The sequence below is a fragment of the Tritonibacter mobilis F1926 genome (assembly GCF_000376545.2).
Classification (GTDB): Bacteria; Pseudomonadota; Alphaproteobacteria; order Rhodobacterales; family Rhodobacteraceae; genus Epibacterium; species Epibacterium mobile.
The window spans coordinates 2,001,652-2,025,643 of record NZ_CP015230.1 but is presented as its reverse complement, the minus strand read 5'-3'; the positions used below and the strand labels follow the sequence as shown (position 1 = coordinate 2,025,643).

26 protein-coding genes are annotated in these 23,992 nt (G+C 60.2%); all 26 read left to right on the top strand.

The features are described 5' to 3' along the window. Nucleotides 1-90 precede the first annotated feature (90 nt). Nucleotides 91-1,623: an AMP-binding protein gene (locus tag K529_RS09660; RefSeq protein ID WP_046002280.1), complete on the top strand. Its 1,533-nt coding sequence runs from the start codon at nucleotides 91-93 to the stop codon at nucleotides 1,621-1,623. Further along, nucleotides 1,620-2,534, top strand: a complete 915-nt coding sequence (locus K529_RS09655; RefSeq protein WP_005633586.1) for a hypothetical protein — start codon at nucleotides 1,620-1,622, stop codon at nucleotides 2,532-2,534. Before K529_RS09660 ends, K529_RS09655 begins: the two co-directional genes overlap by 4 nt. Beyond that, the gene (locus tag K529_RS09650) at nucleotides 2,535-4,139 is read left to right on the top strand and encodes a carboxyl transferase domain-containing protein (RefSeq protein WP_011538082.1); all 1,605 of its coding nucleotides are present in this window, start codon (nucleotides 2,535-2,537) and stop codon (nucleotides 4,137-4,139) included. 81 nt (nucleotides 4,140-4,220) lie between these two features. Beyond that, the gene (locus K529_RS09645; RefSeq protein ID WP_046002279.1) at nucleotides 4,221-6,158 is read left to right on the top strand and encodes an acetyl-CoA carboxylase biotin carboxylase subunit; all 1,938 of its coding nucleotides are present in this window, start codon (nucleotides 4,221-4,223) and stop codon (nucleotides 6,156-6,158) included. A gap of 32 nt (nucleotides 6,159-6,190) precedes the next feature. After that, on the top strand, nucleotides 6,191-7,057 hold the full coding sequence (locus K529_RS09640; protein ID WP_009178931.1) for a hydroxymethylglutaryl-CoA lyase: 867 nt from the start codon (nucleotides 6,191-6,193) through the stop codon (nucleotides 7,055-7,057). A gap of 29 nt (nucleotides 7,058-7,086) precedes the next feature. Beyond that, nucleotides 7,087-7,872 (top strand): crotonase/enoyl-CoA hydratase family protein, encoded by a 786-nt coding sequence (locus K529_RS09635; protein WP_046002278.1) that lies wholly within the window; start codon nucleotides 7,087-7,089, stop codon nucleotides 7,870-7,872. A 240-nt stretch (nucleotides 7,873-8,112) separates the two neighbouring features. Next, entirely contained in the window at nucleotides 8,113-8,478 is a 366-nt protein-coding gene (locus K529_RS09630) for an NADH-quinone oxidoreductase subunit A (protein WP_005618552.1), read from the top strand. Next, nucleotides 8,469-9,002 carry a NuoB/complex I 20 kDa subunit family protein gene (locus K529_RS09625; RefSeq protein ID WP_005618554.1) on the top strand — a complete coding sequence of 178 codons (534 nt, stop codon included), beginning with the start codon at nucleotides 8,469-8,471 and terminating at the stop codon, nucleotides 9,000-9,002. The genes K529_RS09630 and K529_RS09625 overlap by 10 nt, the downstream gene beginning before the upstream one ends. 15 nt (nucleotides 9,003-9,017) lie before the next feature. Beyond that, complete coding sequence (locus tag K529_RS09620) at nucleotides 9,018-9,623, top strand: NADH-quinone oxidoreductase subunit C (RefSeq protein WP_005618556.1); 606 nt, start codon at nucleotides 9,018-9,020, stop codon at nucleotides 9,621-9,623. Further along, nucleotides 9,623-10,837, top strand: a complete 1,215-nt coding sequence (locus tag K529_RS09615; protein WP_005618558.1) for an NADH-quinone oxidoreductase subunit D — start codon at nucleotides 9,623-9,625, stop codon at nucleotides 10,835-10,837. Before K529_RS09620 ends, K529_RS09615 begins: the two co-directional genes overlap by 1 nt. Next, nucleotides 10,834-11,103, top strand: a complete 270-nt coding sequence (locus K529_RS09610) for a hypothetical protein (RefSeq protein ID WP_005618559.1) — start codon at nucleotides 10,834-10,836, stop codon at nucleotides 11,101-11,103. Before K529_RS09615 ends, K529_RS09610 begins: the two co-directional genes overlap by 4 nt. Beyond that, nucleotides 11,103-12,335 carry an NADH-quinone oxidoreductase subunit E gene (locus K529_RS09605; RefSeq protein WP_005618560.1) on the top strand — a complete coding sequence of 411 codons (1,233 nt, stop codon included), beginning with the start codon at nucleotides 11,103-11,105 and terminating at the stop codon, nucleotides 12,333-12,335. Before K529_RS09610 ends, K529_RS09605 begins: the two co-directional genes overlap by 1 nt. 53 nt (nucleotides 12,336-12,388) lie before the next feature. After that, nucleotides 12,389-12,607 (top strand): DUF5337 domain-containing protein, encoded by a 219-nt coding sequence (locus tag K529_RS09600; protein WP_005618562.1) that lies wholly within the window; start codon nucleotides 12,389-12,391, stop codon nucleotides 12,605-12,607. A 15-nt stretch (nucleotides 12,608-12,622) separates the two neighbouring features. Continuing rightward, on the top strand, nucleotides 12,623-12,817 hold the full coding sequence (locus K529_RS09595) for a hypothetical protein (protein ID WP_005618564.1): 195 nt from the start codon (nucleotides 12,623-12,625) through the stop codon (nucleotides 12,815-12,817). 4 nt (nucleotides 12,818-12,821) lie between these two features. Next, nucleotides 12,822-14,120: an NADH-quinone oxidoreductase subunit NuoF gene (gene nuoF / locus K529_RS09590; RefSeq protein ID WP_005618566.1), complete on the top strand. Its 1,299-nt coding sequence runs from the start codon at nucleotides 12,822-12,824 to the stop codon at nucleotides 14,118-14,120. Nucleotides 14,121-14,135: 15 nt separating this feature from the next. Next, on the top strand, nucleotides 14,136-14,492 hold the full coding sequence (locus tag K529_RS09585) for a hypothetical protein (protein WP_005618568.1): 357 nt from the start codon (nucleotides 14,136-14,138) through the stop codon (nucleotides 14,490-14,492). A gap of 98 nt (nucleotides 14,493-14,590) precedes the next feature. Then, nucleotides 14,591-15,040 carry a DUF5333 domain-containing protein gene (locus tag K529_RS09580; protein WP_198528101.1) on the top strand — a complete coding sequence of 150 codons (450 nt, stop codon included), beginning with the start codon at nucleotides 14,591-14,593 and terminating at the stop codon, nucleotides 15,038-15,040. 3 nt (nucleotides 15,041-15,043) lie between these two features. Continuing rightward, entirely contained in the window at nucleotides 15,044-17,062 is a 2,019-nt protein-coding gene (nuoG, locus tag K529_RS09575; RefSeq protein WP_046002277.1) for an NADH-quinone oxidoreductase subunit NuoG, read from the top strand. Continuing rightward, on the top strand, nucleotides 17,059-17,451 hold the full coding sequence (locus K529_RS09570; RefSeq protein ID WP_005624612.1) for a hypothetical protein: 393 nt from the start codon (nucleotides 17,059-17,061) through the stop codon (nucleotides 17,449-17,451). Before nuoG ends, K529_RS09570 begins: the two co-directional genes overlap by 4 nt. Before the next feature lie 6 nt (nucleotides 17,452-17,457). After that, entirely contained in the window at nucleotides 17,458-18,495 is a 1,038-nt protein-coding gene (gene nuoH / locus K529_RS09565) for an NADH-quinone oxidoreductase subunit NuoH (protein WP_005624615.1), read from the top strand. Between the two features lies 1 nt (nucleotide 18,496). Beyond that, complete coding sequence (nuoI, locus tag K529_RS09560) at nucleotides 18,497-18,991, top strand: NADH-quinone oxidoreductase subunit NuoI (protein WP_005624618.1); 495 nt, start codon at nucleotides 18,497-18,499, stop codon at nucleotides 18,989-18,991. Further along, entirely contained in the window at nucleotides 18,988-19,398 is a 411-nt protein-coding gene (locus K529_RS09555) for a carboxymuconolactone decarboxylase family protein (protein ID WP_005624621.1), read from the top strand. The genes nuoI and K529_RS09555 overlap by 4 nt, the downstream gene beginning before the upstream one ends. Beyond that, nucleotides 19,395-19,997 carry an NADH-quinone oxidoreductase subunit J gene (locus tag K529_RS09550; protein ID WP_005624623.1) on the top strand — a complete coding sequence of 201 codons (603 nt, stop codon included), beginning with the start codon at nucleotides 19,395-19,397 and terminating at the stop codon, nucleotides 19,995-19,997. Before K529_RS09555 ends, K529_RS09550 begins: the two co-directional genes overlap by 4 nt. A 3-nt stretch (nucleotides 19,998-20,000) precedes the next feature. After that, the gene (gene nuoK, locus K529_RS09545) at nucleotides 20,001-20,306 is read left to right on the top strand and encodes an NADH-quinone oxidoreductase subunit NuoK (protein WP_005624625.1); all 306 of its coding nucleotides are present in this window, start codon (nucleotides 20,001-20,003) and stop codon (nucleotides 20,304-20,306) included. Between the two features lie 5 nt (nucleotides 20,307-20,311). Next, the gene (gene nuoL, locus K529_RS09540; RefSeq protein WP_005624628.1) at nucleotides 20,312-22,420 is read left to right on the top strand and encodes an NADH-quinone oxidoreductase subunit L; all 2,109 of its coding nucleotides are present in this window, start codon (nucleotides 20,312-20,314) and stop codon (nucleotides 22,418-22,420) included. After that, nucleotides 22,420-23,985, top strand: a complete 1,566-nt coding sequence (locus K529_RS09535) for an NADH-quinone oxidoreductase subunit M (RefSeq protein ID WP_005624629.1) — start codon at nucleotides 22,420-22,422, stop codon at nucleotides 23,983-23,985. The genes nuoL and K529_RS09535 overlap by 1 nt, the downstream gene beginning before the upstream one ends. The last annotated feature ends 7 nt before the right edge of the window (nucleotides 23,986-23,992 follow it).

Below are 23,992 nucleotides of genomic sequence, written 5' to 3'. Positions count from 1 at the left end.
CTCTGATCCAGATCAAATTCCCTCTGCCTTTCCCCTTGGAAAGACAGGGAAAAATCGCATATCAGCTATGCGCTACGTGCAGGGTTAAACATGACTATCAAACGCATCATTCCGGGGCTGACAGAGGCAGGCGCTTGGGACATTCCAGAGCGGCTCAATATGGCCGCGCAGGTGATGGATCACGCGGCCGATAAACTGGCGATCATTGACCTCACTTCCGGGACCCGCCGTGATGTGAGCCATGGGGATCTGGCTGTGATGGTCGATGGTCTGGCGCGCGCATTGCTGCAACGTGTCGCCCCCGGTGATCGGGTTGGCGTACTCCTGTCTCAGTCGCCGTGGTGTGCGGCGGCGCATCTGGCGATCTGGAAGATCGGCGCCATTTCCGTGCCGCTCTTTAAACTGTTCCAGCACGACGCCCTTGCCAACCGGGTGGAGGATGCAGGTGCAAAATATGTGCTGACCGACCGGGAGGGCGCGGCGCAGCTTGGCGATCTGGCCGAGCCGCTGATCGCCGCAGAGATTGGCGTCGAGGGCGATCCGGTGCCCTTTGCCGATACTGGATCTGAGGACCCGGCGGTCATTATCTATACCTCCGGCACCACCGGCAAACCCAAGGGAGCCTTGCACGGGCACCGGATGCTGACAGGGCACCTGCCGGGCGTGTCGATCAGTCACGACCATCTGGGCCAACCCGGTGATTGTCTCTGGACGCCCGCAGACTGGGCGTGGATCGGCGGGCTCTTTGATGTCGCCATGCCGGGGCTTGCGCTGGGCGTACCGGTGGTAGCCGCGCGGCTTGATAAGTTCACGCCAGACACCTGCGCCGAGGTGATCCGCTTGGGCGAGGTGCGCAACGTCTTCTTTCCGCCCACCGCCCTGCGTATGCTGAAAGCGGCGGGGCAGGGGCTTCGGGCCTTGCGCTCTGTGGCCTCCGGCGGAGAGCCCCTGGGCGCGGAGATGCTCGCTTGGGGCCAGCGTCATCTGGGCGTCACCATCAACGAATTCTACGGCCAGACCGAATGCAATATGACGGTGTCCTCCTGTGGCGCGGACTTCCCCGTTCGCCCCGGATGCATCGGGAAACCGGTGCCGGGGCATGTGGTCGAGGTGATCGACGCAGACGGCCAGCCCACCCGTGAGGAAGGCGATGTGGCGGTGCGCCGTGGTTCCGGGTCCATGATGCTGGAGTACTGGAACCGCCCCGACGCTACCGCCGAGAAGTTTCACGGCGACTGGCTGGTGACGGGCGATCGTGGCATCTGGGAGGCGGGCTATCTGCGCTTTGTGGGGCGCGAGGATGACGTGATCACCTCTGCCGGTTACCGCATCGGCCCCTCCGAGATCGAGGATTGCCTGATGACCCACCCCGCGGTGGCAACGGTGGGCGTGGTCGGCAAGCCCGACGCCCTGCGCACTGAGATCGTCAAGGCCTATGTGGTGCTGAAGCCGGACCACGCCCCGAGCGAGAAAGAGCTGCAGGACTACGTCAAAGAGCGCCTTGCCAGCTATTCCTATCCCCGCGAGATCTCCTTTCTGGAGGCCTTGCCGATGACGGTCACGGGCAAGGTGATCCGCAAAGAACTCAAGGCGCGGGCTGCGGGGGAGGCGAAACAGAAATGAGCAACAGTAATACTGCCGACGACCTACAGCAGTTTTTGACGGAAGTAGATCGAAAATTTTATGATGAGTTTGACCCTTTTTACTTCTGGACCCTTGCGGAGTGTTTGAACAAGGCAACACCAAGCAGGTTTCGTATTCAGGACATCGATTCTGGTGAAATCTTGGGCGAGCATTCCGTTCTTGATGGACTTATGAAATCTCGTAAACGCTATGCAGAGTATGCGATCCATACCATTAGGGCGTTGCGCTACTTTTCCTCTGAAACACTGATTCTATTCGTTTTGTGCGGTTCAGACTTTGGGCCATTTGCGCGAATTGCATCCACGATTCGGGAAAGGGCATTGGCTCAGGTCTATCGGGCGCTGAAAGATGAAAAAGTACCTGAAGGGTTTGAGGTAGCTATTGGCGGGCAGACGCTCGCATTCGATGAATGGCTATCCTACCAACTTTTTGCTGACCCGAGACAGTTGGATGCCGCCACTGAAGGAGAGATTAAGCAGCTGGTTGTCGAGGAAGCTGAACTACTTTGTGAACGCGGGGCAATAAACGCATTTAAGCACGGAAAGCCAACCTATTTTGGCTCTGGCGTTGCTTTAAAGGTCAAAGACGAAAATGGTGAGTTTATCGTCCTGAACGAAGTTGTTTCAGGGCTGAATTGGGTGGATTGGTATGAAGGCAAGGATAGGGACTTCTCCGTAGCTTTTGGGACCGAAGAGCTGAATTCGGAACAAGATATGAAACGTCTCATGGCTGTTTCTTTACTGCTGCATTCGATTTGTTTGATCAGAAGAGCAGTATTAGCAGGGGAAACACAAGTTGATGTGCACCTCCCCAATAACTTTGAAACCGGCCTTTCTGTGAAAAGGCAGAAGTTCAAGTTTTCGTTCAAGCAAAAAGGGAGTGCCAGCTAAATGAAACTTCAATCCAAGGCAATGCCCTCCTCTGAAGGGTTCAAGGCAAACAAAGCTGCCCATCTCTCCGCTCTGGCCGAGATCAGCGAGGCCGCCGAGGCCGCGCGCTTGGGCGGGGGCGAGAAATCCCGTGCCCGTCATGAAAGTCGCGGCAAGATGCTGCCGCGCCGTCGGGTGGCGAACCTGCTCGATCCCGGCTCGCCCTTTTTGGAGGTCGGCGCGACGGCGGCCCATGGCATGTATGGTGGCGCAGCCCCGGCGGCAGGCGTGATCGCAGGCATCGGGCGCGTCCACGGTCAGGAGGTGATGGTGGTCTGCAATGACGCCACCGTGAAGGGCGGCACCTATTTCCCGATGACGGTGAAAAAACACCTGCGCGCCCAAGAGATTGCCGAGGAAAACAATCTCCCCTGCGTCTATCTTGTGGACAGTGGCGGTGCCAACCTGCCGCAGCAGGATGAGGTCTTTCCCGACCGCGACCACTTTGGCCGGATCTTCTACAACCAGGCGCGGATGTCGGCCAAGGGCATTCCGCAGATCGCCGTGGTCATGGGGTCCTGTACCGCGGGGGGTGCTTATGTGCCGGCAATGTCCGACGTCACCATCATCGTCAAGGAACAGGGCACCATCTTTCTTGCAGGCCCGCCGCTGGTGAAGGCCGCCACGGGCGAGGTCGTCTCGGCCGAGGATCTGGGCGGCGGGGATGTACACACGCGGCTTTCGGGCGTGGCGGATTACCTGGCTGAGGATGACGCCCATGCGCTGGCCCTCGCGCGGCGCGCGGTCAGCCATCTCAATCGCACCAAGCCCCAAGGCGTGAACTGGCAAAGCCCGGAAGAGCCCGCCTATGACCCCGAGGAAATTCTTGGCGTGGTGCCGGGCGATCTGCGCACGCCCTATGACATCCGCGAGGTGATCGCGCGTCTCGTTGATGGTTCGCGCTTTGATGAGTTCAAACCCCGCTTTGGCGAAACGCTGGTCACCGGCTTTGCCCACCTCAAGGGCTGCCCCATCGGCATCATCGCCAACAATGGCGTGCTCTTTTCAGAAGCCGCACAAAAGGGCGCGCATTTCGTCGAACTCTGCAGCCAGCGCAAGATCCCGCTGGTCTTCCTGCAAAACATCACCGGTTTCATGGTGGGCCGCAAATACGAAAACGAAGGCATCGCCCGCCACGGCGCCAAGATGGTGACGGCGGTGGCCTCCACCAATGTGCCCAAGATCACCATGCTGGTGGGCGGCTCCTTTGGTGCCGGAAACTACGGCATGGCCGGGCGTGCCTATTCGCCCCGGTTCCTCTGGACATGGCCCAACTCGCGCATCTCCGTGATGGGCGGCGAGCAGGCGGCGGGCGTTCTGGCCACGGTCAAACGCGATGCGATCGAGCGCCAAGGGGGCACATGGTCCGCCGAGGAAGAAGCGCAGTTCAAACAGCCCACAATCGACATGTTCGCCGAACAAAGCCATCCGCTCTATGCCTCCGCACGGCTTTGGGATGACGGCATTATCGACCCACGTAAGAGCCGCGATGTGCTGTCGCTGTCGCTCAGCGCCGCCCTCAACGCCCCCATCGAGGACACACGCTTTGGCGTGTTCCGCATGTAACCTCTTCTAACCTCAAATATCCCGGGGGTCCGGGGGCAGAGCCCCCCGGCCGCGACGGTCCCTCAAAAGGAGCACCGCAAGATGTTCAACAAGATCCTGATTGCCAACCGTGGCGAAATTGCATGCCGGGTGATGGAAACCGCCCGTCGTCTGGGTGTACGCACGGTCGCCGTCTACTCCGATGCTGACCGAGACGCCAAACATGTGGCTCTTGCGGATGAGGCTGTCCATATCGGTCATGGACCTGCCCCGGCGGATAGCTACCTGCTGCAGGACGAGATTCTCGCCGCCGCCAAAGCCACCGGCGCGCAAGGCATACATCCGGGCTATGGGTTCCTGTCGGAAAACCCCGATTTCGTGGAAAAGGTCGAGGCCGCAGGTCTCGCCTTCATCGGCCCCTCTGCCAGCGCGATCCGCAAGATGGGCCTCAAGGACGCCGCCAAGGCGCTGATGGAAGAGGCGGGCGTGCCCGTTGTTCCCGGCTATCACGGCGACACTCAGGACGCGGGCTTCCTCGCCGAACAGGCCGAGAGCATCGGCTACCCGGTCCTGATCAAGGCGGTCGCGGGCGGCGGTGGCAAGGGCATGCGGCTGGTCGAGGACCCCAAGGATTTCAACGATGCGCTGGCCTCGGCGCAGGGCGAGGCCACCACATCCTTCGGCAACCCGGCGGTACTGATTGAAAAATACATCCAGAAACCGCGCCATATCGAGGTGCAGGTCTTTGGGGACGGCACATCGGCGGTGCATCTGTTTGAACGCGACTGTTCGCTGCAACGTCGCCACCAAAAGGTGATCGAAGAAGCCCCGGCCCCCGGCATGACCGAAGAGATGCGCGCCGCCATGGGGAGGGCCGCCGTGCGCGCCGCCGAGGCGATCGGATATGCGGGCGCGGGCACGGTGGAGTTCATCGTCGATGGCTCGGACGGGCTGCGTGCGGACGGGTTCTGGTTCATGGAGATGAACACCCGTTTGCAGGTGGAGCATCCGGTCACGGAACTCATCACTGGCGTCGATCTGGTGGAATGGCAGCTGCGCGTCGCCTCTGGCGAAGGGCTGCCCCTGCAGCAGGAGGATCTCTCCATCAGCGGTCACGCCTTTGAGGCACGGCTTTATGCCGAGGACGTGCCCAAGGGCTTTTTGCCTGCCACCGGCACGCTCTCGCATCTGGCCTTCCCCGAAGGCGTGCGCGCCGACAGCGGGGTGAGGGCAGGGGACACCATCAGCCCGTGGTATGATCCGATGATCTCCAAGGTGATCGTGCATGGCCCCTCCCGCGCCGCCGCACTGCGCCAGCTGGATGACGCGCTCGCGCGGACCGAGGTTGCCGGAACCGTGACCAACCTTGCCTTCCTCGGCGCGCTGACCCGTCACGCGGGCTTTGCCGCAGGCGATGTGGACACGGGCCTGATCGCACGTGATCTCGACACGCTCGCGGCAGCTCCAGTCGCAAAGCCCGAGCATAAGGCCGCCGCTGCGATGGCTGCGCTCGATCTGATCGAGGCGCGCCCTGACATGGGCTTTACGTTGTGGGCCGACCTGCACCGCTCCGTCACGCTGGAGTGGCAGGGCGAGCGGTTTGAGGCCACCGTCGAGGTCAACGGCCCCGACCGTCAGGATTGGACGATTGAGGGCGCGCATATCGCCGTGAACCGCATGGCCTCAGGCTGGGTGATTGGCAGCATGCCCCTGCCGCCCCTGTCGATCTGCGGCGACACGATCACGGTGTTTGATGACTACGGGCTGAGCTTTACGGTGATCGACCCGCTGGACCGCGCCGCAGGCGCCGCCGGGGATGGCAACCTGATCGAGGCCCCGATGCCGGGCTTGGTCAAGGCGGTCTTTGCCGAGGCGGGTGCCGCAGTCAAAGAAGGCGACCGGCTCGCCATCCTTGAAGCCATGAAAATGGAACACTCTTTGCTGGCCGCCCGTGACGGTGTGGTCGCAGAAGTTCTTGCGCAAGCGGGCGATCAGGTGGAGGCTGGAGCAGCGTTGGTCCGGCTGGAGGAAGATGCCTGAACCGCGCCCATGAACCGGGAGGAGCAAAACCCATGAAAGACCGCGTCGAGATCTTTGAGGTGGGCCCACGCGACGGGCTGCAAAACGAAAAGCGCGACATCCCCGTCGCCGACAAGGTGGCGCTGGTGGATTGCCTCAGCCGCGCAGGCTTTTCCCGGATCGAGGTGGCGAGTTTCGTATCTCCGAAATGGGTGCCGCAGATGGCGGGCAGCGCCGAAGTGCTGGCCGGGATCACCAAGGCCAAAGGCGTGCGCTATGCGGCGCTCACCCCGAATATGCGAGGCTATGAGGACGCACTGGCTGCGCGCGCCGATGAAATCGCCATTTTTGCCTCTGCATCCGAGGGGTTTTCACAGGCCAATATCAATGCCTCGATTGCCGAGAGTATTGAACGCTTTGCACCCATTCTGGAGGCCGCGCGCCATATTGACCTGCCGGTGCGGGGTTATGTCTCCTGCGTGACCGACTGCCCCTATGATGGCGCTGTCGCCCCCGACAAAGTGGCCGAGGTCGCGGATCGGCTGTTCTCGATGGGCTGCTATGAGATCTCGCTGGGCGACACTATCGGCAAGGCCACCCCCGACAAGATCGCCAAGATGCTGATCGCGGTCAAAGACGCCGTGCCAGTGACGCGGCTTGCGGGGCATTACCACGACACCGCAGGCCGGGCCGTGGACAATATCGACGCCTCGCTGGCGCTGGGCGTGCGGGTGTTTGATGCCGCCGTGGGCGGGCTTGGCGGCTGTCCCTATGCGCCGGGTGCGGCGGGTAATGTCGCCACCGAGGTCGTGCACGAACACCTGACCCGGCTGGGCTATGACACTGGGCTGGATGGCGATGTCTTGCAGGAGGCTGCCGCCATGGCGCGCGCCCTGCGCCCCATTGCCGCCGATGCCTGACCCTTCATCATAATAAGGACCCTTAGGCCATGTATGACACGCTAACGCTCACGCGCGATGATCGCGGCGTGGCGACCCTGACGCTCAACCGTCCCGAAAAGCACAACGCCATGTCGGGAAAGATGCTGCAGGAATTGCAGGATGCAGCGCGCGCGCTGGCTGCGGACCGAAGCGTGCGTGTGGTGGTCCTGACCGGCGCGGGCAAAAGCTTCTGCGCCGGGGGCGATCTGGCGTGGATGCAGGCGCAGATGGATGCGGATGCCGAGACCCGCGCCCGCGAGGCGCGGGTGCTGGCGGACATGCTGAACCTTCTGAACACCTTGCCGCAGCCCTTGATCGGGCGGCTACAGGGCAATGCGTTTGGCGGTGGCGTGGGCATGGCCTCGGTCTGTGATGTGGCCATCGGCGTCGACAGCCTCAAGATGGGCCTCACCGAGACCAAGCTCGGCCTGATCCCTGCCACCATCGGCCCCTATGTCATCGCCCGCATGGGCGAGGCGCGCGCGCGGCGCGTCTTTATGTCGGCACGGCTTTTTGATGCGTCGGAAGCGGTGGAGCTGGGCTTGCTCAGTCGCACCGTTTCTGCCGACTCACTTGATGCCGCAGTGGAGGCAGAGGTAACTCCCTACCTCGATTGTGCGCCCGGTGCGGTGGCCGATGCCAAGGCACTGGCCCGCGCGCTGGGTCCTAAGATCGATAAATCCACAATCGATTTTACCATTTCCGCCCTCGTCACCCGCTGGGAGAGCCCGGAGGCGGTCGAAGGCATCAATGCGTTTTTTGAAAAACGGCGCCCCTCTTGGCGTGACAAATAAGGGGATTCATCCCCCTCGGGCGCAGCAAATTTGCGCCCGTTTTTCGCAGCTTAAAAACTGAGTGAAACCATAAGGTTTTAGGGTATTGTTGCACTGCTGCGAAACTGGCCAATAAAGCTTTTCACATTAACTTCCCCTTGGTTGACGGTCTGTAGGGACAGGAGTAGTAACGGCGCAAGTCAACACGCCAATTGACGGTGCACGAGCAGATCTTGCCGTGTGCGCGGAAAGGAGCCACTCGTGGAAGAGATGTTGCGGGAATACCTGCCCATTCTGGTGTTTTTGGCCGTCGCCATCGGCCTTGGTCTCGTGCTTATTCTTGCTGCCGTTGTTGTTGCGGTGCGCAATCCCGACCCTGAAAAAGTCAGCGCCTATGAGTGCGGTTTCAACGCATTCGATGACGCCCGCATGAAATTTGACGTGCGCTTTTATCTGGTCTCGATCCTTTTCATCATCTTCGATCTGGAGATTGCCTTCCTGTTCCCTTGGGCCGTTGGCTTTAAGGACATCAGCGATACCGGCTTCTGGTCCATGATGGTGTTCCTGGGCGTTCTGACCATTGGCTTTGCCTACGAGTGGAAGAAAGGGGCTCTGGAATGGGAGTGATGGCTGGCGCGAACACCGCAGGTGTCGACAAGGAAGTGGTCACTCAGGCCCTGAACGCGGAACTGCAGGACAAAGGGTTTCTGCTGACCTCTGCCGAAGATATCATCAACTGGGCGCGCACCGGATCGCTGCACTGGATGACCTTTGGTCTGGCCTGCTGCGCGGTTGAGATGATGCATACATCCATGCCACGCTATGACGCCGAACGCTTCGGCATCGCGCCACGGGCGTCCCCGCGTCAATCGGATGTGATGATCGTTGCGGGCACCCTCACCAACAAAATGGCCCCGGCGCTGCGCAAGGTCTACGACCAGATGCCAGAGCCGCGCTATGTGATCTCGATGGGGTCCTGCGCCAATGGCGGTGGCTATTACCACTACAGCTATTCCGTCGTGCGCGGCTGTGACCGGATCGTGCCGGTCGACATCTACGTGCCCGGCTGCCCGCCCACCGCAGAGGCGCTGCTTTATGGGTTGATGCAACTGCAGCGCAAGATCCGCCGCACCGGCACCCTTGTGCGCTAAGGGCAGGAGACACAGATGATTGAAGCATTGCAAGACCTTGGCCATCAGATCGAAGCCAAGCGCCCCGATTGTGTGTTGTCCTGGGACATCGCGCATGGCGAGCTGAATATCGACGTGAAACCGGCCAATATCGCAGGTCTTGTGGAGTTCCTGCGCGTGGACAGCGCCTGCCGGTTCTCCACCTTGGTCGACATCACCGCCGTGGATTACCCCGAGCGCACCAAGCGCTTTGACGTGGTGTATCACCTGCTGTCGATGTACCAAAACCACCGCATCCGCTTGCGGGTTGCGGTGCGCGAAGAGGACATGGTGCCCTCCATCGTGGATGTGCACCCCTCCGCCAACTGGTTCGAGCGCGAAGTCTTTGACATGTTCGGCATCCTGTTCACAGGCCACCCGGACCTGCGCCGCCTGCTGACCGACTACGGCTTTCGCGGCCACCCGCTGCGCAAGGATTTCCCGACCACCGGCTACACCGAAGTGCGCTATGACGAGGCGCAAAAGCGCGTGGTCTACGAGCCGGTGAAACTGGTTCAGGAATACCGCCAGTTTGACTTCATGAGCCCATGGGAGGGTGCCGACTACATCCTGCCCGGTGACGAGAAAGAGGGGGCGAAATGATGGACGGCTCCAAAGGTTTCGACGACGCCCAGACGGGTGAGCAGAAGATCCGTAACTTCAACATCAACTTCGGCCCGCAACACCCGGCGGCCCACGGCGTTTTGCGTCTGGTGCTGGAACTGGACGGCGAGATCGTGGAACGCTGCGATCCGCATATCGGCCTCTTGCACCGTGGCACAGAAAAGCTGATGGAGAGCCGCACTTACCTGCAGAACCTGCCGTATTTCGACCGCCTCGATTATGTGGCGCCGATGAACCAGGAGCATGCATGGTGTCTGGCGATCGAGAAACTCACCGGGGTTGAGGTGCCGCGCCGCGCGCAGCTCATCCGGGTGCTTTATTCGGAGATCGGTCGCATCCTCAATCACCTGCTGAACGTCACCACGCAGGCGATGGACGTGGGCGCGCTGACGCCTCCGCTCTGGGGCTTTGAGGAACGCGAAAAGCTGATGATCTTCTACGAGCGGGCGTGTGGTGCACGTCTGCACGCGGCCTACTTCCGCCCCGGTGGTGTGCATCAGGACCTGCCGGATGAGCTCCTTGATGATATCGACCTCTGGGCGATGGAATTCCCCAAGGTGATGGATGACATCGACGGCTTGCTGACGGAAAACCGCATCTTCAAACAGCGTAACTGCGACATTGGCGTGGTCACCGAAGACGACATTCAGAAATACGGCTTTTCGGGTGTCATGGTGCGCGGCTCCGGCCTTGCATGGGATTTGCGCCGCGCGCAGCCCTATGAATGCTACGACGAGTTCGAGTTCCAGATCCCGGTTGGCAAAAACGGCGACTGTTATGATCGCTACCTTGTCCGCATGGAAGAGATGCGCCAGTCGCTGTCGATCATCCGTCAGGCCATCGCAAAACTGCGCGAGGCCACGGGCGATGTCATGGCGCGGGGCAAGATCAGCCCGCCCAAACGCAGCGATATGAAAACCTCGATGGAGAGCCTGATCCACCACTTCAAGCTCTACACCGAAGGCTTCCACGTCCCCGAGGGCGAGGTCTACGCCGCGGTTGAGGCCCCCAAGGGCGAATTCGGCGTCTATCTGGTGGCGGATGGCACCAACAAACCCTATCGCGCCAAGCTGCGCGCGCCGGGGTTCTTGCACCTTCAGGCGATGGATTATGTCGCCAAGGGCCACCAACTCGCGGATGTTGCCGCAATTATTGGAACCATGGACATCGTGTTCGGGGAGATTGACCGATGACACTGCGCGCTCTTATTGCAGGGGTTTCCCTGTGCCTCATCGGCCAAACCGCACTGGCAGAGAAACCCTTGGCGGATCTCATCGCCGAGTCTGTCGGCTATGTGCATGTGCGCGAGGGCGTGATCCTCGTCGAGGATGAGTATGATGAATACATCTGCCGCCTGAACGCCACCGATGCCGCTTTCGACGCCAAAGCCGCTGGTCAGGAGATTCCCGAAGGGGCGCTTACATCGACCTGCATTCTGCTTGAGGAGTTCGACAAGTAATGCTGCGCCGTCTGCACCACGAACAACCCGACAGCTTCGCTTTTACGCCCGCTAATCAGGCTTGGGCAGAGGCGCAAATGACGAAATACCCCGAGGGCCGTCAGGCCTCGGCGGTGATCCCGATCCTGTGGCGCGCGCAGGAACAAGAGGGCTGGGTCACCAAACCCGCGCTGGAATATGTCGCCGATATGCTCGGTATGGCCTATATCCGCGTGCTGGAGGTGGCGTCCTTCTACTTTATGTTCCAACTGCAACCCACCGGTTCTGTTGCGCATATTCAGGTTTGCGGCACCACGTCCTGCATGATCTGCGGCGCTGAGGATCTGATTGCGGTCTGCAAGGACAAGATCGCCGCAAAGCCGCATACGCTGTCGGCGGATGGCAAATTTTCCTGGGAAGAGGTGGAATGCCTCGGGTCCTGCACCAATGCGCCGATGGCGCAAATAGGCAAGGACTACTACGAGGATCTGACCGCCGCGAGCTTTACCAAGCTGATCGACGATCTTGCTGGGGGCAAAGCCGTTGTGCCCGGCCCGCAAAATGGCCGTTACGCGGCAGAGCCAAAATCCGGCCTAACCTCGCTCAAGGACTATGAGGCGGACAAGCCGCAGTATAACGCGTCTGCCGCGCTGGCGACCGAGCTTGGCGATGGTGTGAAGCGCATTCAGGGCGATGAAGTACCGCTGCTGACCCCCTGGGTCGGCAAAGATGGCGTGGTTGCCGGACGTGCTGCGGCAGAGCCCACTCCGGCAGCGCCCGAGCGCCCCAAACCTGCGGCAAAGCAGGCCGAGGACGCCAAGAAAGAGGCCGCACCTAAGAAAAAAGCGCCGGTCAAGAAATCCGACGCCGCCACCCCGGCACAGCCCGAGGCCGCTGCCGCGAAGGTGACGGAGCCCAAGACAGCACCTAAGGCTGAGGCGACCGAGACGGTCGAAGAAAAAGCACCCGAGACGCTGACAGCGGCGCGCGAGGGCGGGGCGGACGACCTCAAACTCCTCAAAGGGGTGGGGCCGAAGCTTGAGCAGACGTTGAATGAGCTGGGCTTTTTCCACTTTGACCAGATCGCCAAGTGGACCGAGGCCGAGGTGGCATGGGTGGATGCGCGCCTGAAGTTCAAAGGCCGCATCGAGCGGGACGGCTGGATCGACCAAGCCAAGCAACTGGCATCAGGTGAAGAGACCGAGTTTGCCAAATCGGCCAAGAAAGACGGCCGTTACAAAGACAAATCATAATCGCAGATCGCGGCCATGGGGCCGTGCGCTGTGGTCAAGGATGACTGGACCGGATGACACAGGACGAACAGGACAAGGCCATTGCAGCCAAGGGGCGGCACATCTCGCTGGTGATCGCCGGCACGATGGTGGCCTGGCTGATCCTGTCGCTTCTGATCGGTCCCGCGATCGGCCTGCCGGGCCGCTATGCGCTGCTGTTCGATTTCGCCGCTCTGGCGGCGATGATCTATGCGGGCGTCAACATCGTTCAACTTTGGCGCATGCGTCAGTGAGAAGTGAGATGAGGAATGGAGCAGAACATCGGCTTGATCGGATTGTTGATTGCAATACCGCTCTTAGTGTTGATGTTACTTCCGTTCTGGAAAATGTGGCGAAGAACCGGGCATGGTGTGCTGATTTCTTTGCTGATGACGTGGCTCTCGGTTCTGGGCTTGATCGTTTTGGCGTTCAAGTCCTGGCCGATAGACAGAAACAAGGGGTAACGGGATGCTGAAGGATCAGGACCGGATCTTTACCAACCTGTACGGGATGCATGAGCGGACGTTGGCGGGCGCACAAAAGCGTGGCCATTGGGACGGTACGGCGGGCCTCATTGAAAAAGGGCGCGACTGGATCATCCAGACCATGAAGGATTCCGGTCTGCGCGGGCGCGGCGGTGCGGGCTTCCCCACCGGCCTCAAATGGTCCTTCATGCCCAAGGAAAGCGACGGACGTCCGGCCTATCTGGTGATCAACGCCGATGAGTCCGAGCCCGGCACCTGCAAAGACCGCGAAATCATGCGTCACGATCCGCATACGCTGATCGAGGGCGCGTTGATTGCATCCTTCGCGATGAACGCACACACCTGCTACATCTACCTGCGCGGCGAATATATCCGCGAGCGCGAGGCGCTGCAGGCGGCGATTGACGAATGCTACGACAAGGGTCTCTTGGGCAAAAACGCCGCAGGCTCCGGCTGGGATTTCGATGTCTTCCTGCACCACGGGGCAGGGGCCTACATCTGTGGCGAGGAAACCGCTCTGATCGAGAGCCTTGAGGGCAAAAAAGGCATGCCGCGCATGAAGCCGCCATTCCCGGCGGGCGCGGGGCTTTATGGCTGCCCGACCACCGTAAACAATGTGGAATCCATCGCCGTGGTGCCAACCATCCTGCGACGCGGGGCGGAGTGGTTTGCGGGCTTTGGCCGTCAGAACAACGCGGGCACCAAGCTCTTTGCGATCTCCGGTCACGTCAACAACCCCTGCGTTGTTGAGGAAGCGATGAGCATTTCCTTTGAGGAACTCATCGAAAAACATTGCGGCGGCATTCGCGGCGGCTGGGACAACCTTCTGGCGGTGATCCCCGGCGGTTCCTCGGTTCCTTGCGTGCGCGGCGAGAAGATGCGTGACGCGATCATGGATTTTGATTACCTGCGCGGCGAGTTGGGCTCCGGCCTTGGCACCGCGGCGGTGATCGTGATGGACAAGCAGACCGACATCATCAAGGCGATCTGGCGTCTGTCCAAATTCTACAAACACGAGAGCTGCGGCCAGTGTACCCCTTGCCGTGAGGGCACCGGCTGGATGATGCGCGTCATGGATCGTCTGGTCCGGGGCGAAGCAGAACTCGAAGAAATCGACATGCTCTGGGATGTCACAAAACAAGTTGAAGGCCACACCATCTGTGCATTGGGTGATGCAGCTGCTTGGCCCATTCAGGGTCTCATTCGCAACTTCCGCGAAGAAATCGAAGACCGCATCAAGGCTCAGAAAACGGGTCGCGTCGGCGTGATGGCAGCGGAATAACCTGAAGAGATGATAATGACCTCACGTTTTACTTTAACGCTGATATTGGCGGCCTCGGTCGGGCTTGCGGCCTGTGGCGGCAAAACCCGCGAGGACAAGCGCATGCGGTTTGACGGCATCGCGTTCCGCACAAGCGTCAAAGCGATCAATAAGAAAGAGACCCTCGCGAATTTCCGCGTTGAGGTGCGTGATGCGCTGCGATCCCAGCGTGGTGCGCTGGCGGCCGCCGATCACGAGGCCAAACGCTACTGTATCGAAAACTACGGCACCTCGCGGTTTGATTGGACCAACATCGCGCTGGACGCCGAGGGCAACTATAAGATCCAGCTCGACAAGAGCGATGCGATCTACACGGGAAGCTGCGAGTCTTGATGCGCAGATCGGCATATCATGGCCGGTTCGGCGGGGCGTTATTGAATAACAGCGCGTCTCACTCCTGTGGTTCTGTCAGAACCACAAAGGAGTCTGACATGTCTGAATCAATTGCCATTTCCCCGGCACGCACCGCCGTGATGGCCACCTCTCTGGCGGCTTTGTCGGCCCTGCTTCTGGCCTTTGGTGCCAGCGCGGGCGAGGCCCGGCCGTCGTTGCGCGATGTGCAGGAAATTGAGGATCCGCTCTTTGCCGTGGCCGTGGCCAGCGAAGTGGCCGATCAATGTGATCGCCTCGCGCCCCGCACGCTCAAAGGGCTGAACCAGCTCTATCAGATCCGCGCGCGCGCCAATGCGCTTGGCTACAGCGACGCTGAAATTAAGTCTTACATCAAGTCGGACCAGGAAAAATCCCGTATGCGCGCCAAGGGCGAGCGCCTGCTGCGGCAGGCAGGGGTTAAACTGGACCAGCCAGAAACATTCTGCGCCTACGGGCTGGCGGAAATTAAGAAAAACAGCGCGATCGGCGTGTTACTGAGGGCGAAATAGACCATGTCTGACCTCCGCAAGATCAACATTGACGGAACCGAGATCGAAGTCGACGGGGCGATGACCCTGATCCAAGCCTGCGAGCAGGCCGGGATCGAGATCCCGCGCTTCTGCTACCACGAGCGTCTCTCGATTGCGGGCAACTGTCGTATGTGCCTTGTGGAGGTCGTCGGCGGCCCGCCCAAGCCCGCCGCCTCTTGCGCGATGCAGGTGCGTGATCTGCGCCCCGGTCCCGAGGGCCAGGCGCCGCAGGTGAAGACCAATTCACCGATGGTGAAAAAGGCGCGCGAAGGGGTGATGGAGTTTCTCCTGATCAACCACCCGCTCGATTGCCCGATCTGCGATCAGGGCGGCGAATGCGACCTGCAGGATCAGGCGATGGCTTACGGCGTTGATTTCTCGCGCTTCCGCGAGCCCAAGCGCGCGGTGGACGATCTGAACCTCGGCCCGCTTGTGGGCACCGCGATGACCCGCTGCATCTCCTGCACCCGTTGCGTGCGCTTCACCACGGAGGTCGCAGGCATTTCGCAGATGGGCCAGACCGGGCGCGGCGAGGATGCGGAGATCACCTCCTACCTCAACGAGACGCTGGATTCGAACCTGCAGGGCAACATCATTGACCTTTGCCCGGTCGGCGCGCTGACCTCGAAACCTTATGCGTTTACCGCGCGTCCGTGGGAACTCACCAAGACCGAGACCATCGACGTGATGGACGCGTTGGGATCAAACATCCGCGTGGACACCAAGGGCCGCGAAGTGATGCGCATTCTGCCGCGCAACCATGATGGCGTGAACGAAGAATGGATCTCCGATAAGACCCGTTTTGTCTGGGATGGCCTGCGTCGCCAACGTCTGGACCGCCCCTATGTGCGTGTGGATGGCAAGCTGAAGCCCGCCACATGGCCCGAGGCGCTGGAGGCTGTCGCCACCGCAATGAAGGGCAAGAAAGTCGCAGGTCTCATCGGTGATCTGGTCCCGGTCGAGGCGGCCTATGCGCTGAAAAACCTGATCGAGAGCCTTGAAGGTAAGGTCGAATGCCGCACCGATAATGCGCGTCTGCCCATCGGCAACCGCGCCGCATATGTCGGCACCGCCACCATTGAAGACATTGATAACGCCAAGTTTATCCAGCTGATCGGCACCGATCCTCGCAATGAGGCCCCGGTGCTGAACGCCCGCATCCGCAAGGCATGGCTCAAAGGCGCGCAAGTGGGGCTTGTCGGCCCTGCGGTGGATCTGACCTATGATTACGCCCATGTGGGCACCGATCGTGCCGCGCTCGAGGGTCTGTTGAACAAAGACTACGGTGCGGTGCTGGATGCGCCGTCCGTGGTGATCGTGGGGCAGGGTGCCCTGCGTGAGGCTGATGGTCTGGCGGTTTTGGCCGCCGCGCAGAAACTCGCCGCGGACACCAACGGTAAACTGATGATCCTGCACAGCGCAGCAGCGCGTGTGGGCGCCATGGACATCGGGGCTGTCACCGAAGGCGGCGTAGCTGCTGCGATCGACGGTGCAGAGGTGATCTACAACCTCGGGGCCGATGAGGTCGAAATTGATGCAGGCGCATTTGTGATCTATCAGGGCAGCCACGGCGACCGTGGCGCGCACCGCGCCGATGTGATCCTGCCGGGGGCTGCCTATACCGAAGAAAACGGCCTGTTCGTGAACACCGAAGGCCGTCCGCAGCTTGCCATGCGCGCAGGCTTTGCTCCGGGTGAGGCCAAGGAAAACTGGGCCATCCTGCGGGCGCTGTCGGCGGAACTCGATGCAAAACTGCCCTATGACAGCCTCGCGCAACTGCGCAAGGCGCTGATCAAGGACGTCCCGCATCTGGCCAAGGTCGATCGCGTTGTTGCCAATGAAGGCGAGGCGCTGCCGGTTGAAAAACTCGGCAAGGCGGATTTCCTGCCTGCGGTCAAAGACTTCTACCTGACCAACCCGATTGCGCGCGCATCGCAGCTGATGGCGGAGCTCTCCGCTCAGGCCAAGGCGCGTCGCGACACGGCGATTGCGGCAGAGTGATCCGCGCGGCGCTCATATCGCTCGCGGGGCTTGCCCTCATGGCCTGCACGGATGTGTCGGGCGATGAGGTGAGCCGCGCCGCGCCCGATTATCTGGGCGTGGACACCAGCCTCCTCGATGGGGATCTGGTGCAGTTCCATGTCACCATGGATCGGGTCGGGGCGCTTGAGGATCTGAACGACTATGCCGATTGCGCGGCAGCACAATATGCGCTGATCCGGGGATACGGCTTTGCGCGTCATGTGCGCACAAAAACGAAACAAGAGGCTGGTATTTGGAAGGCCGATGCGGTCTACACCATCTCGCCAGCCTTACCGCGCGGTTTGCGCACCCTCGACGCCGAAGTCGTGGTGCAGGACTGCAAGGCAAACGGAATACCTACGGTGTGAGGACCCATGGCTGAATTCTTTAACACCCCAGGCGGCATTGCTGTCATCATCCTGGCGCAGACCCTGGCGGTTGTCGCCTTTGTGATGATCTCGCTTCTGTTCCTTGTCTACGGCGACCGCAAAATCTGGGCGGCTGTCCAGATGCGGCGCGGTCCCAATGTGGTGGGCGTCTTTGGCCTGTTGCAGACCGTCGCGGATGCGCTGAAATATGTGGTCAAGGAGGTGGTCATCCCGGCCGGCTCTGACCGGACCGTGTTTATCATGGCGCCGCTCACCTCATTCGTGTTGGCGATGATCGCCTGGGCGGTGATCCCGTTCAACGACACATGGGTGCTCTCGGACATCAACGTCGCCATCCTTTATGTGTTCGCGGTCTCCTCGCTTGAGGTCTACGGCGTCATCATGGGCGGCTGGGCGTCGAACTCCAAATACCCGTTCCTTGGCTCCTTGCGCTCTGCGGCGCAGATGATCTCCTATGAGGTCTCCATCGGCCTCATCATCATTGGTGTGATCCTGTCGACAGGCAGCATGAACTTTGGCGACATCGTGCGGGCACAGGACGGAAATGCAGGCCTGTTCAACTGGTACTGGCTGCCGCATTTCCCGATGGTGTTTCTGTTCTTCATCTCCTGCCTTGCGGAAACCAACCGCCCGCCGTTTGACCTTCCCGAGGCGGAGTCGGAACTGGTGGCAGGCTATCAGGTGGAATACTCCTCGACGCCGTTCCTGTTGTTCATGGCCGGTGAATACATCGCCATCTTCCTGATGTGCGCGCTCACCTCGCTGTTGTTCTTTGGTGGCTGGCTGTCGCCGGTGCCGTTCCTGCCGGACAGCCCGCTGTGGATGATTGCAAAGATGGCGTTCTTCTTCTTCCTCTTTGCCATGGTCAAAGCCATCACCCCGCGTTACCGCTACGACCAGCTGATGCGTCTGGGCTGGAAAGTCTTCCTGCCGTTCAGCCTGATCTGGGTGGTCTTCGTGGCCTTTGCCGCACGTTTCGATTGGTTCTGGGGGGCGTTCGCCCGCTGGAGCACAGGAGGCTGATATGACCCAAATCGATTACACCCGCGCCGCCAAATACTTCCTGCTGCAAGACGTGTGGCAGGGGTTCAAACTGGGGCTGAAGTATTTCTTCGCCCCCAAGGCGACTTTGAACTACCCGCATGAAAAAGGCCCGCTCAGCCCGCGTTTTCGCGGCGAGCATGCGCTGCGCCGTTATCCCAATGGCGAGGAACGCTGCATTGCCTGCAAACTCTGCGAGGCGATTTGCCCGGCGCAGGCCATCACCATTGATGCCGAACCGCGCGAGGACGGCAGCCGCCGCACCACGCGCTACGACATCGATATGACCAAATGCATCTACTGCGGTTTCTGTCAGGAAGCCTGCCCGGTGGACGCCATTGTCGAGGGGCCGAATTTTGAATTCGCCACCGAGACCCGCGAGGAGCTGTTCTACGACAAGGACAAGCTTCTGGCCAATGGCGAGCGCTGGGAAGCCGAGATTGCCCGCAACCTTGAGCTGGACGCGCCCTACAGATGAGTGAGACGCCGAAAAACCCTTTCGAGGCCATGATGGCCCAGGCGCAGGAGATGGCGAAGGCCCTCAATCCTGCGCTTGAGAGTTTCTCTCCCAAAGGGTTTGAGGCGCTCTGGCCCACCATGCCCAAAGAGGTCATGGAGATGATGTTCGGCAACACCGTCAACAAAGACGGGCTTGATGCCAAAACCCGCCTGCTGCTGACGCTGGCGGGGTTGACCATGCAGGGCGCGCAGGCCGATACCGCCGTGCGTCAGACCGTGCGCCACGCTCTTGCGGCGGGCGCGAAGAAACAAGAGATCGTTGAAACGATCGGACAGATGTCGGTCTTTGCCGGCATTCCGGCCATGACCCGCGCAATGGATTTGGCGCAGGAGGTCATGGACGACAAAGGGGACGATGAGACATGAGCGTGTTTGCCTTTTACCTCTTCGCCATCAGCGCCATCACCGGCGGGCTGTTCACTGTGATCAGCCGCCAGCCGGTGCATTCGGTGCTGTGGCTGATCCTGGCGTTTATTTCCTCGGCCGGGCTGTTTGTGCTGCTGGGGGCGGAATTTGTCGCCATGTTGCTGGTGATCGTCTACGTGGGCGCGGTGGCGGTGCTGTTCCTCTTTGTGGTGATGATGCTCGACGTCGACTTTGCCGAGCTCAAGGCCGAAATGGCCCGTTACATGCCGCTGGCACTGCTGATCGGGCTGGTGATCCTGATGCAATTTGTGATCGCCTATGGCTCGTGGGAGAGCGCGCATGACGTGGCGCAGAACCTGAGCCAGCCGATCCCTGTTGATCGGCACAATACCGAGGCGCTTGGCCTCATTATCTACGACCAATATTTCCTTCTGTTCCAGCTTGCGGGTCTGATCCTTCTGGTGGCCATGATCGGTGCCATCGTTCTGACCCTGCGCCACCGCCAGGATGTGAAGCGTCAGGACGTGCTCGCCCAGATGTATCGCGACCCGGCCAAGGCAATGGAGCTCAAGGACATCAAACCGGGGCAGGGGCTTTGATCAATGATCGGACTTGAACATTATCTCACCGTCGCGGCGACGCTCTTCGTTATCGGCATTTTCGGGCTCTTCCTGAACCGCAAGAACGTGATCATCCTTTTGATGAGCATCGAACTCATGCTGTTGGCCGTGAACATCAACCTCGTCGCCTTCTCGTCGTTCCTTGGCGATCTGGTGGGGCAGGTGTTCACGCTGTTCGTGCTGACCGTCGCCGCCGCTGAGGCCGCGATTGGCCTTGCGATCCTCGTCTGCTTCTTCCGGAACCGCGGCACCATCGCTGTCGAAGACATCAACGTGATGAAGGGCTAATCCAGATGGAAACCATTCTCCTCTTTGCCCCGCTGGTGGGGGCGGTGATCTGCGGCTTTGGCCATAAGATCATCGGCGAAAAAGCCGCCATGTGGACCGCCACCGGCCTGTTGTTCCTCACGGCGCTGTTGTCGTGGATCACATTCCTGTCCTTTGACGGCGAAACCCGCATCATCGAGATTTTCCGCTGGATCGAGAGCGGCAGCCTGTCGACCTCCTGGTCGATCCGACTGGACCGGTTGACCGCGATCATGCTGATCGTGATCTCTACGGTGTCGGCGCTCGTGCATCTCTATTCCTTCGGCTACATGGATCACGACCCGCAGTACAAAGAGGGCGAGAGCTACAAGCCGCGCTTCTTTGCCTATCTGTCGTTCTTCACTTTCGCCATGCTGATGCTGGTGACTTCCGACAACCTTGTGCAGATGTTCTTCGGCTGGGAAGGCGTGGGCGTTGCCTCCTACCTTCTGATTGGTTTTTACTACCGCAAGCCCTCTGCCGGGGCGGCGGCAATGAAAGCCTTTATCGTCAACCGTGTCGGCGACTTTGGCTTCTCGCTTGGGATCTTTGCGCTGTTCTTCCTGACTGACAGCATCAACCTTGGCACCATCTTTGCGGCGACGCCGGATCTGGCGGAGACCACTGTGTCGTTCCTCTGGACCGACTGGAACGCGGCCAACCTGATTGCCTTCCTGCTGTTTGTCGGCGCGATGGGGAAATCGGCGCAGCTGATCCTGCACACATGGCTGCCGGACGCGATGGAAGGCCCGACCCCGGTGTCGGCACTCATTCACGCCGCAACCATGGTGACGGCGGGTGTGTTCCTCGTGTGCCGCATGTCGCCGTTGATGGAGGTTGCGCCCGAAGCGACCACCTTTATTACCGTGCTGGGTGCCACAACCGCGTTCTTTGCCGCGACCGTGGGTCTGGTTCAGACCGACATCAAGCGCGTGATCGCCTATTCGACCTGTTCGCAGCTGGGTTACATGTTCGTGGCCGCAGGTGTGGGCATGTACTCGGCGGCGATGTTCCACCTGTTCACCCACGCGTTCTTTAAGGCGATGCTGTTCCTTGGGGCTGGCTCCGTCATTCACGCGATGCACCACGAACAGGACATGATGAATTACGGCGGCCTGCGCAAAAAGATCCCCTATACCTTCTGGGCGATGATGATCGGCACGCTGGCCATCACCGGCGTTGGCATTCCGCTCACCCACATCGGGTTTGCCGGCTTCCTGTCCAAGGATGCCATCATTGAGAGCGCCTATGCGGGCGGGTCCATGTATGGCTTCTGGATGCTGGTGATCGCGGCGGCGATGACGTCGTTCTATAGCTGGCGCCTGATGTTCCTGACCTTTTACGGCAAACCGCGCGGCGACAAGCACACCCATGATCACGCGCATGAAAGCCCGATGGTCATGCTGATCCCGCTGGGCGTTCTGGCGCTGGGGGCGATCTTTGCCGGTATGCTCTGGTACAACTCCTTCTTTGGTCACGCCGACAAAGTCGGCAAATTCTACGGCATCCCGGTGGCCGAGGCTTCTGCCGAGGGTCACGCCGCAGAAGGCGAGGCAGCAGCACATGGCACGGATGTATCCGAAGGCCATGGCGAAGAGACCGCAACAGCGGGCGAACATCACTATGTGTTTGCAGGCAAGCCGGGTGAGGGCGCGCTCTATATGGCACCGGACAACCATGTTCTGGATGACGCCCATGCCGCGCCAAAATGGGTGAAGGTCTCGCCCTTCATTGCCATGATCCTGGGCTTTGGTCTGGCGTTCCTCTTCTACATCGTGAAACCGGATCTGCCCAAACGCCTCGCGCAGCAGCAGCGTCCGCTCTATCTGTTCCTCAAGAACAAGTGGTACTTTGACGAGCTTTATAACGCGGTCTTTGTCAAACCAGCGCTGGCGCTTGGCCGCTTCTTCTGGAAGAAGGGCGACGGCAAGACCATTGATGGGTTCCTCAACGGTGTGGCGATGGGGATCGTGCCCTTCTTCACCCGTCTCGCAGGCCGGGCACAGTCCGGTTACATCTTCACTTATGCCTTCTGGATGGTGCTGGGGATCGCAGCCCTTGTCACCTGGATGTCGATCGGCGGAGGATCGCACTGATGGACAATATTCTCTCCATCGTAACTTTCATTCCCGCATTGGCAGCCGCTGTGATGGCGCTCTTGATGCGCGGCGAAGACGAAGCGGCACAGCGCAACGCCAAATATGTTGCGCTGATGGCCACTTCGATCACCTTCTTTGTCTCACTGTTCATCTATTTTCAGTTTGATCCCTCCAACACGGGCTTTCAGTTCGTCGAGGAACGCGCGTGGATCTTTGGCCTGAAGTATAAGATGGGCGTTGATGGCATTTCGGTCCTGTTTGTGCTGCTGACGACCTTTGTGATGCCGCTGACCATTCTGGCGAGCTGGTCCGTCACCACCCGCGTCAAGGAATATATGATCGCCTTCCTGCTGCTGGAAACGCTGATGCTCGGCGTGTTCATGGCGTTGGATATGGTGCTCTTTTATCTGTTCTTTGAGGCGGGCCTGATCCCGATGTTCCTGATCATCGGGATCTGGGGTGGCAAGGACCGCATCTACGCCTCGTTCAAATTCTTCCTCTACACCTTCTTTGGCTCCGTGCTGATGTTGGTGGCGATGGTGGCGATGTATTTCGATGCGGGCACCACCGATATCGTCAAGCTGCTGGCGCATGAGTTCTCTTATGCAAGCATGAATGTATTGGGCGTTCACGTGGTGGGCGGCATGCAGACGCTGCTGTTCCTTGCGTTCTTTGCTTCCTTTGCGGTGAAGATGCCGATGTGGCCGGTGCACACATGGTTGCCGGACGCCCACGTTCAGGCCCCGACGGCGGGCTCTGTGGTGCTGGCGGCGATCCTGTTGAAAATGGGCGGCTACGGCTTCCTGCGCTTTTCCTTGCCAATGTTCCCTGTCGGATCCGAGGTGATGACCGATGTGATCCTGTGGATGTCGGCCATCGCGATTGTCTACACCTCGCTGGTGGCGATGGTGCAGGAAGACATGAAAAAGCTGATTGCCTATTCCTCGGTCGCCCACATGGGGTTTGTGACCATGGGCATCTTTGCGGCGAACCAGCAGGGTGTGGATGGGGCAATTTTCCAGATGCTCAGCCACGGCTTCATCTCTGCCGCCCTCTTCCTTTGTGTGGGCGTCATCTATGACCGCATGCATACCCGCGACATCGACGCTTATGGCGGTCTGGTGATCCGCATGCCCGCCTATGCGCTGGTCTTCATGTTCTTCACCATGGGCAACGTGGGCCTGCCGGGCACCTCGGGCTTTATCGGGGAATTCCTGACCTTGATGGGTGTCTTCCAGGAAAACACCTGGGTTGCCTTTGTGGCCACCACTGGCGTGATCTTCTCGGCCTGCTATGCGCTCTGGCTTTATCGTCGGGTGGTCTTTGGCGATCTGATCAAAGAAAGCCTCAAGAGCATCAAGGACATGAATGCCCGCGAGAAATGGATCTTTGCACCACTGGTCGCAATGACACTCTTGCTGGGGATCTACCCTTCCGTCGTCACTGATGTGATCGGTCCCTCGACCGAAGCGCTGGTGCAATCCGTCAACGCGGCCGTTGCCGACGCGGGGCCCCTCTGGGATGCCGCCGAGGTCGATGTCGCCGCCACCAATTCCCACTAAGGAGCTG

What these genes read in the sequence shown, in the direction of transcription:
- K529_RS09660 (WP_046002280.1), top strand. Translation starts at nt 91, where the DNA reads ATGACTATCAAACGCATCATTCCGGGGCTGACAGAGGCAGGCGCTTGG.
- K529_RS09655 (WP_005633586.1), top strand. Translation starts at nt 1,620, where the DNA reads ATGAGCAACAGTAATACTGCCGACGACCTACAGCAGTTTTTGACGGAA.
- K529_RS09650 (WP_011538082.1), top strand. Translation starts at nt 2,535, where the DNA reads ATGAAACTTCAATCCAAGGCAATGCCCTCCTCTGAAGGGTTCAAGGCA.
- K529_RS09645 (WP_046002279.1), top strand. Translation starts at nt 4,221, where the DNA reads ATGTTCAACAAGATCCTGATTGCCAACCGTGGCGAAATTGCATGCCGG.
- K529_RS09640 (WP_009178931.1), top strand. Translation starts at nt 6,191, where the DNA reads ATGAAAGACCGCGTCGAGATCTTTGAGGTGGGCCCACGCGACGGGCTG.
- K529_RS09635 (WP_046002278.1), top strand. Translation starts at nt 7,087, where the DNA reads ATGTATGACACGCTAACGCTCACGCGCGATGATCGCGGCGTGGCGACC.
- K529_RS09625 (WP_005618554.1), top strand. Translation starts at nt 8,469, where the DNA reads ATGGGAGTGATGGCTGGCGCGAACACCGCAGGTGTCGACAAGGAAGTG.
- K529_RS09620 (WP_005618556.1), top strand. Translation starts at nt 9,018, where the DNA reads ATGATTGAAGCATTGCAAGACCTTGGCCATCAGATCGAAGCCAAGCGC.
- K529_RS09615 (WP_005618558.1), top strand. Translation starts at nt 9,623, where the DNA reads ATGGACGGCTCCAAAGGTTTCGACGACGCCCAGACGGGTGAGCAGAAG.
- K529_RS09610 (WP_005618559.1), top strand. Translation starts at nt 10,834, where the DNA reads ATGACACTGCGCGCTCTTATTGCAGGGGTTTCCCTGTGCCTCATCGGC.
- K529_RS09605 (WP_005618560.1), top strand. Translation starts at nt 11,103, where the DNA reads ATGCTGCGCCGTCTGCACCACGAACAACCCGACAGCTTCGCTTTTACG.
- K529_RS09600 (WP_005618562.1), top strand. Translation starts at nt 12,389, where the DNA reads ATGACACAGGACGAACAGGACAAGGCCATTGCAGCCAAGGGGCGGCAC.
- K529_RS09595 (WP_005618564.1), top strand. Translation starts at nt 12,623, where the DNA reads ATGGAGCAGAACATCGGCTTGATCGGATTGTTGATTGCAATACCGCTC.
- nuoF (WP_005618566.1), top strand. Translation starts at nt 12,822, where the DNA reads ATGCTGAAGGATCAGGACCGGATCTTTACCAACCTGTACGGGATGCAT.
- K529_RS09585 (WP_005618568.1), top strand. Translation starts at nt 14,136, where the DNA reads ATGACCTCACGTTTTACTTTAACGCTGATATTGGCGGCCTCGGTCGGG.
- K529_RS09580 (WP_198528101.1), top strand. Translation starts at nt 14,591, where the DNA reads ATGTCTGAATCAATTGCCATTTCCCCGGCACGCACCGCCGTGATGGCC.
- nuoG (WP_046002277.1), top strand. Translation starts at nt 15,044, where the DNA reads ATGTCTGACCTCCGCAAGATCAACATTGACGGAACCGAGATCGAAGTC.
- nuoH (WP_005624615.1), top strand. Translation starts at nt 17,458, where the DNA reads ATGGCTGAATTCTTTAACACCCCAGGCGGCATTGCTGTCATCATCCTG.
- nuoI (WP_005624618.1), top strand. Translation starts at nt 18,497, where the DNA reads ATGACCCAAATCGATTACACCCGCGCCGCCAAATACTTCCTGCTGCAA.
- K529_RS09555 (WP_005624621.1), top strand. Translation starts at nt 18,988, where the DNA reads ATGAGTGAGACGCCGAAAAACCCTTTCGAGGCCATGATGGCCCAGGCG.
- K529_RS09550 (WP_005624623.1), top strand. Translation starts at nt 19,395, where the DNA reads ATGAGCGTGTTTGCCTTTTACCTCTTCGCCATCAGCGCCATCACCGGC.
- nuoK (WP_005624625.1), top strand. Translation starts at nt 20,001, where the DNA reads ATGATCGGACTTGAACATTATCTCACCGTCGCGGCGACGCTCTTCGTT.
- nuoL (WP_005624628.1), top strand. Translation starts at nt 20,312, where the DNA reads ATGGAAACCATTCTCCTCTTTGCCCCGCTGGTGGGGGCGGTGATCTGC.
- K529_RS09535 (WP_005624629.1), top strand. Translation starts at nt 22,420, where the DNA reads ATGGACAATATTCTCTCCATCGTAACTTTCATTCCCGCATTGGCAGCC.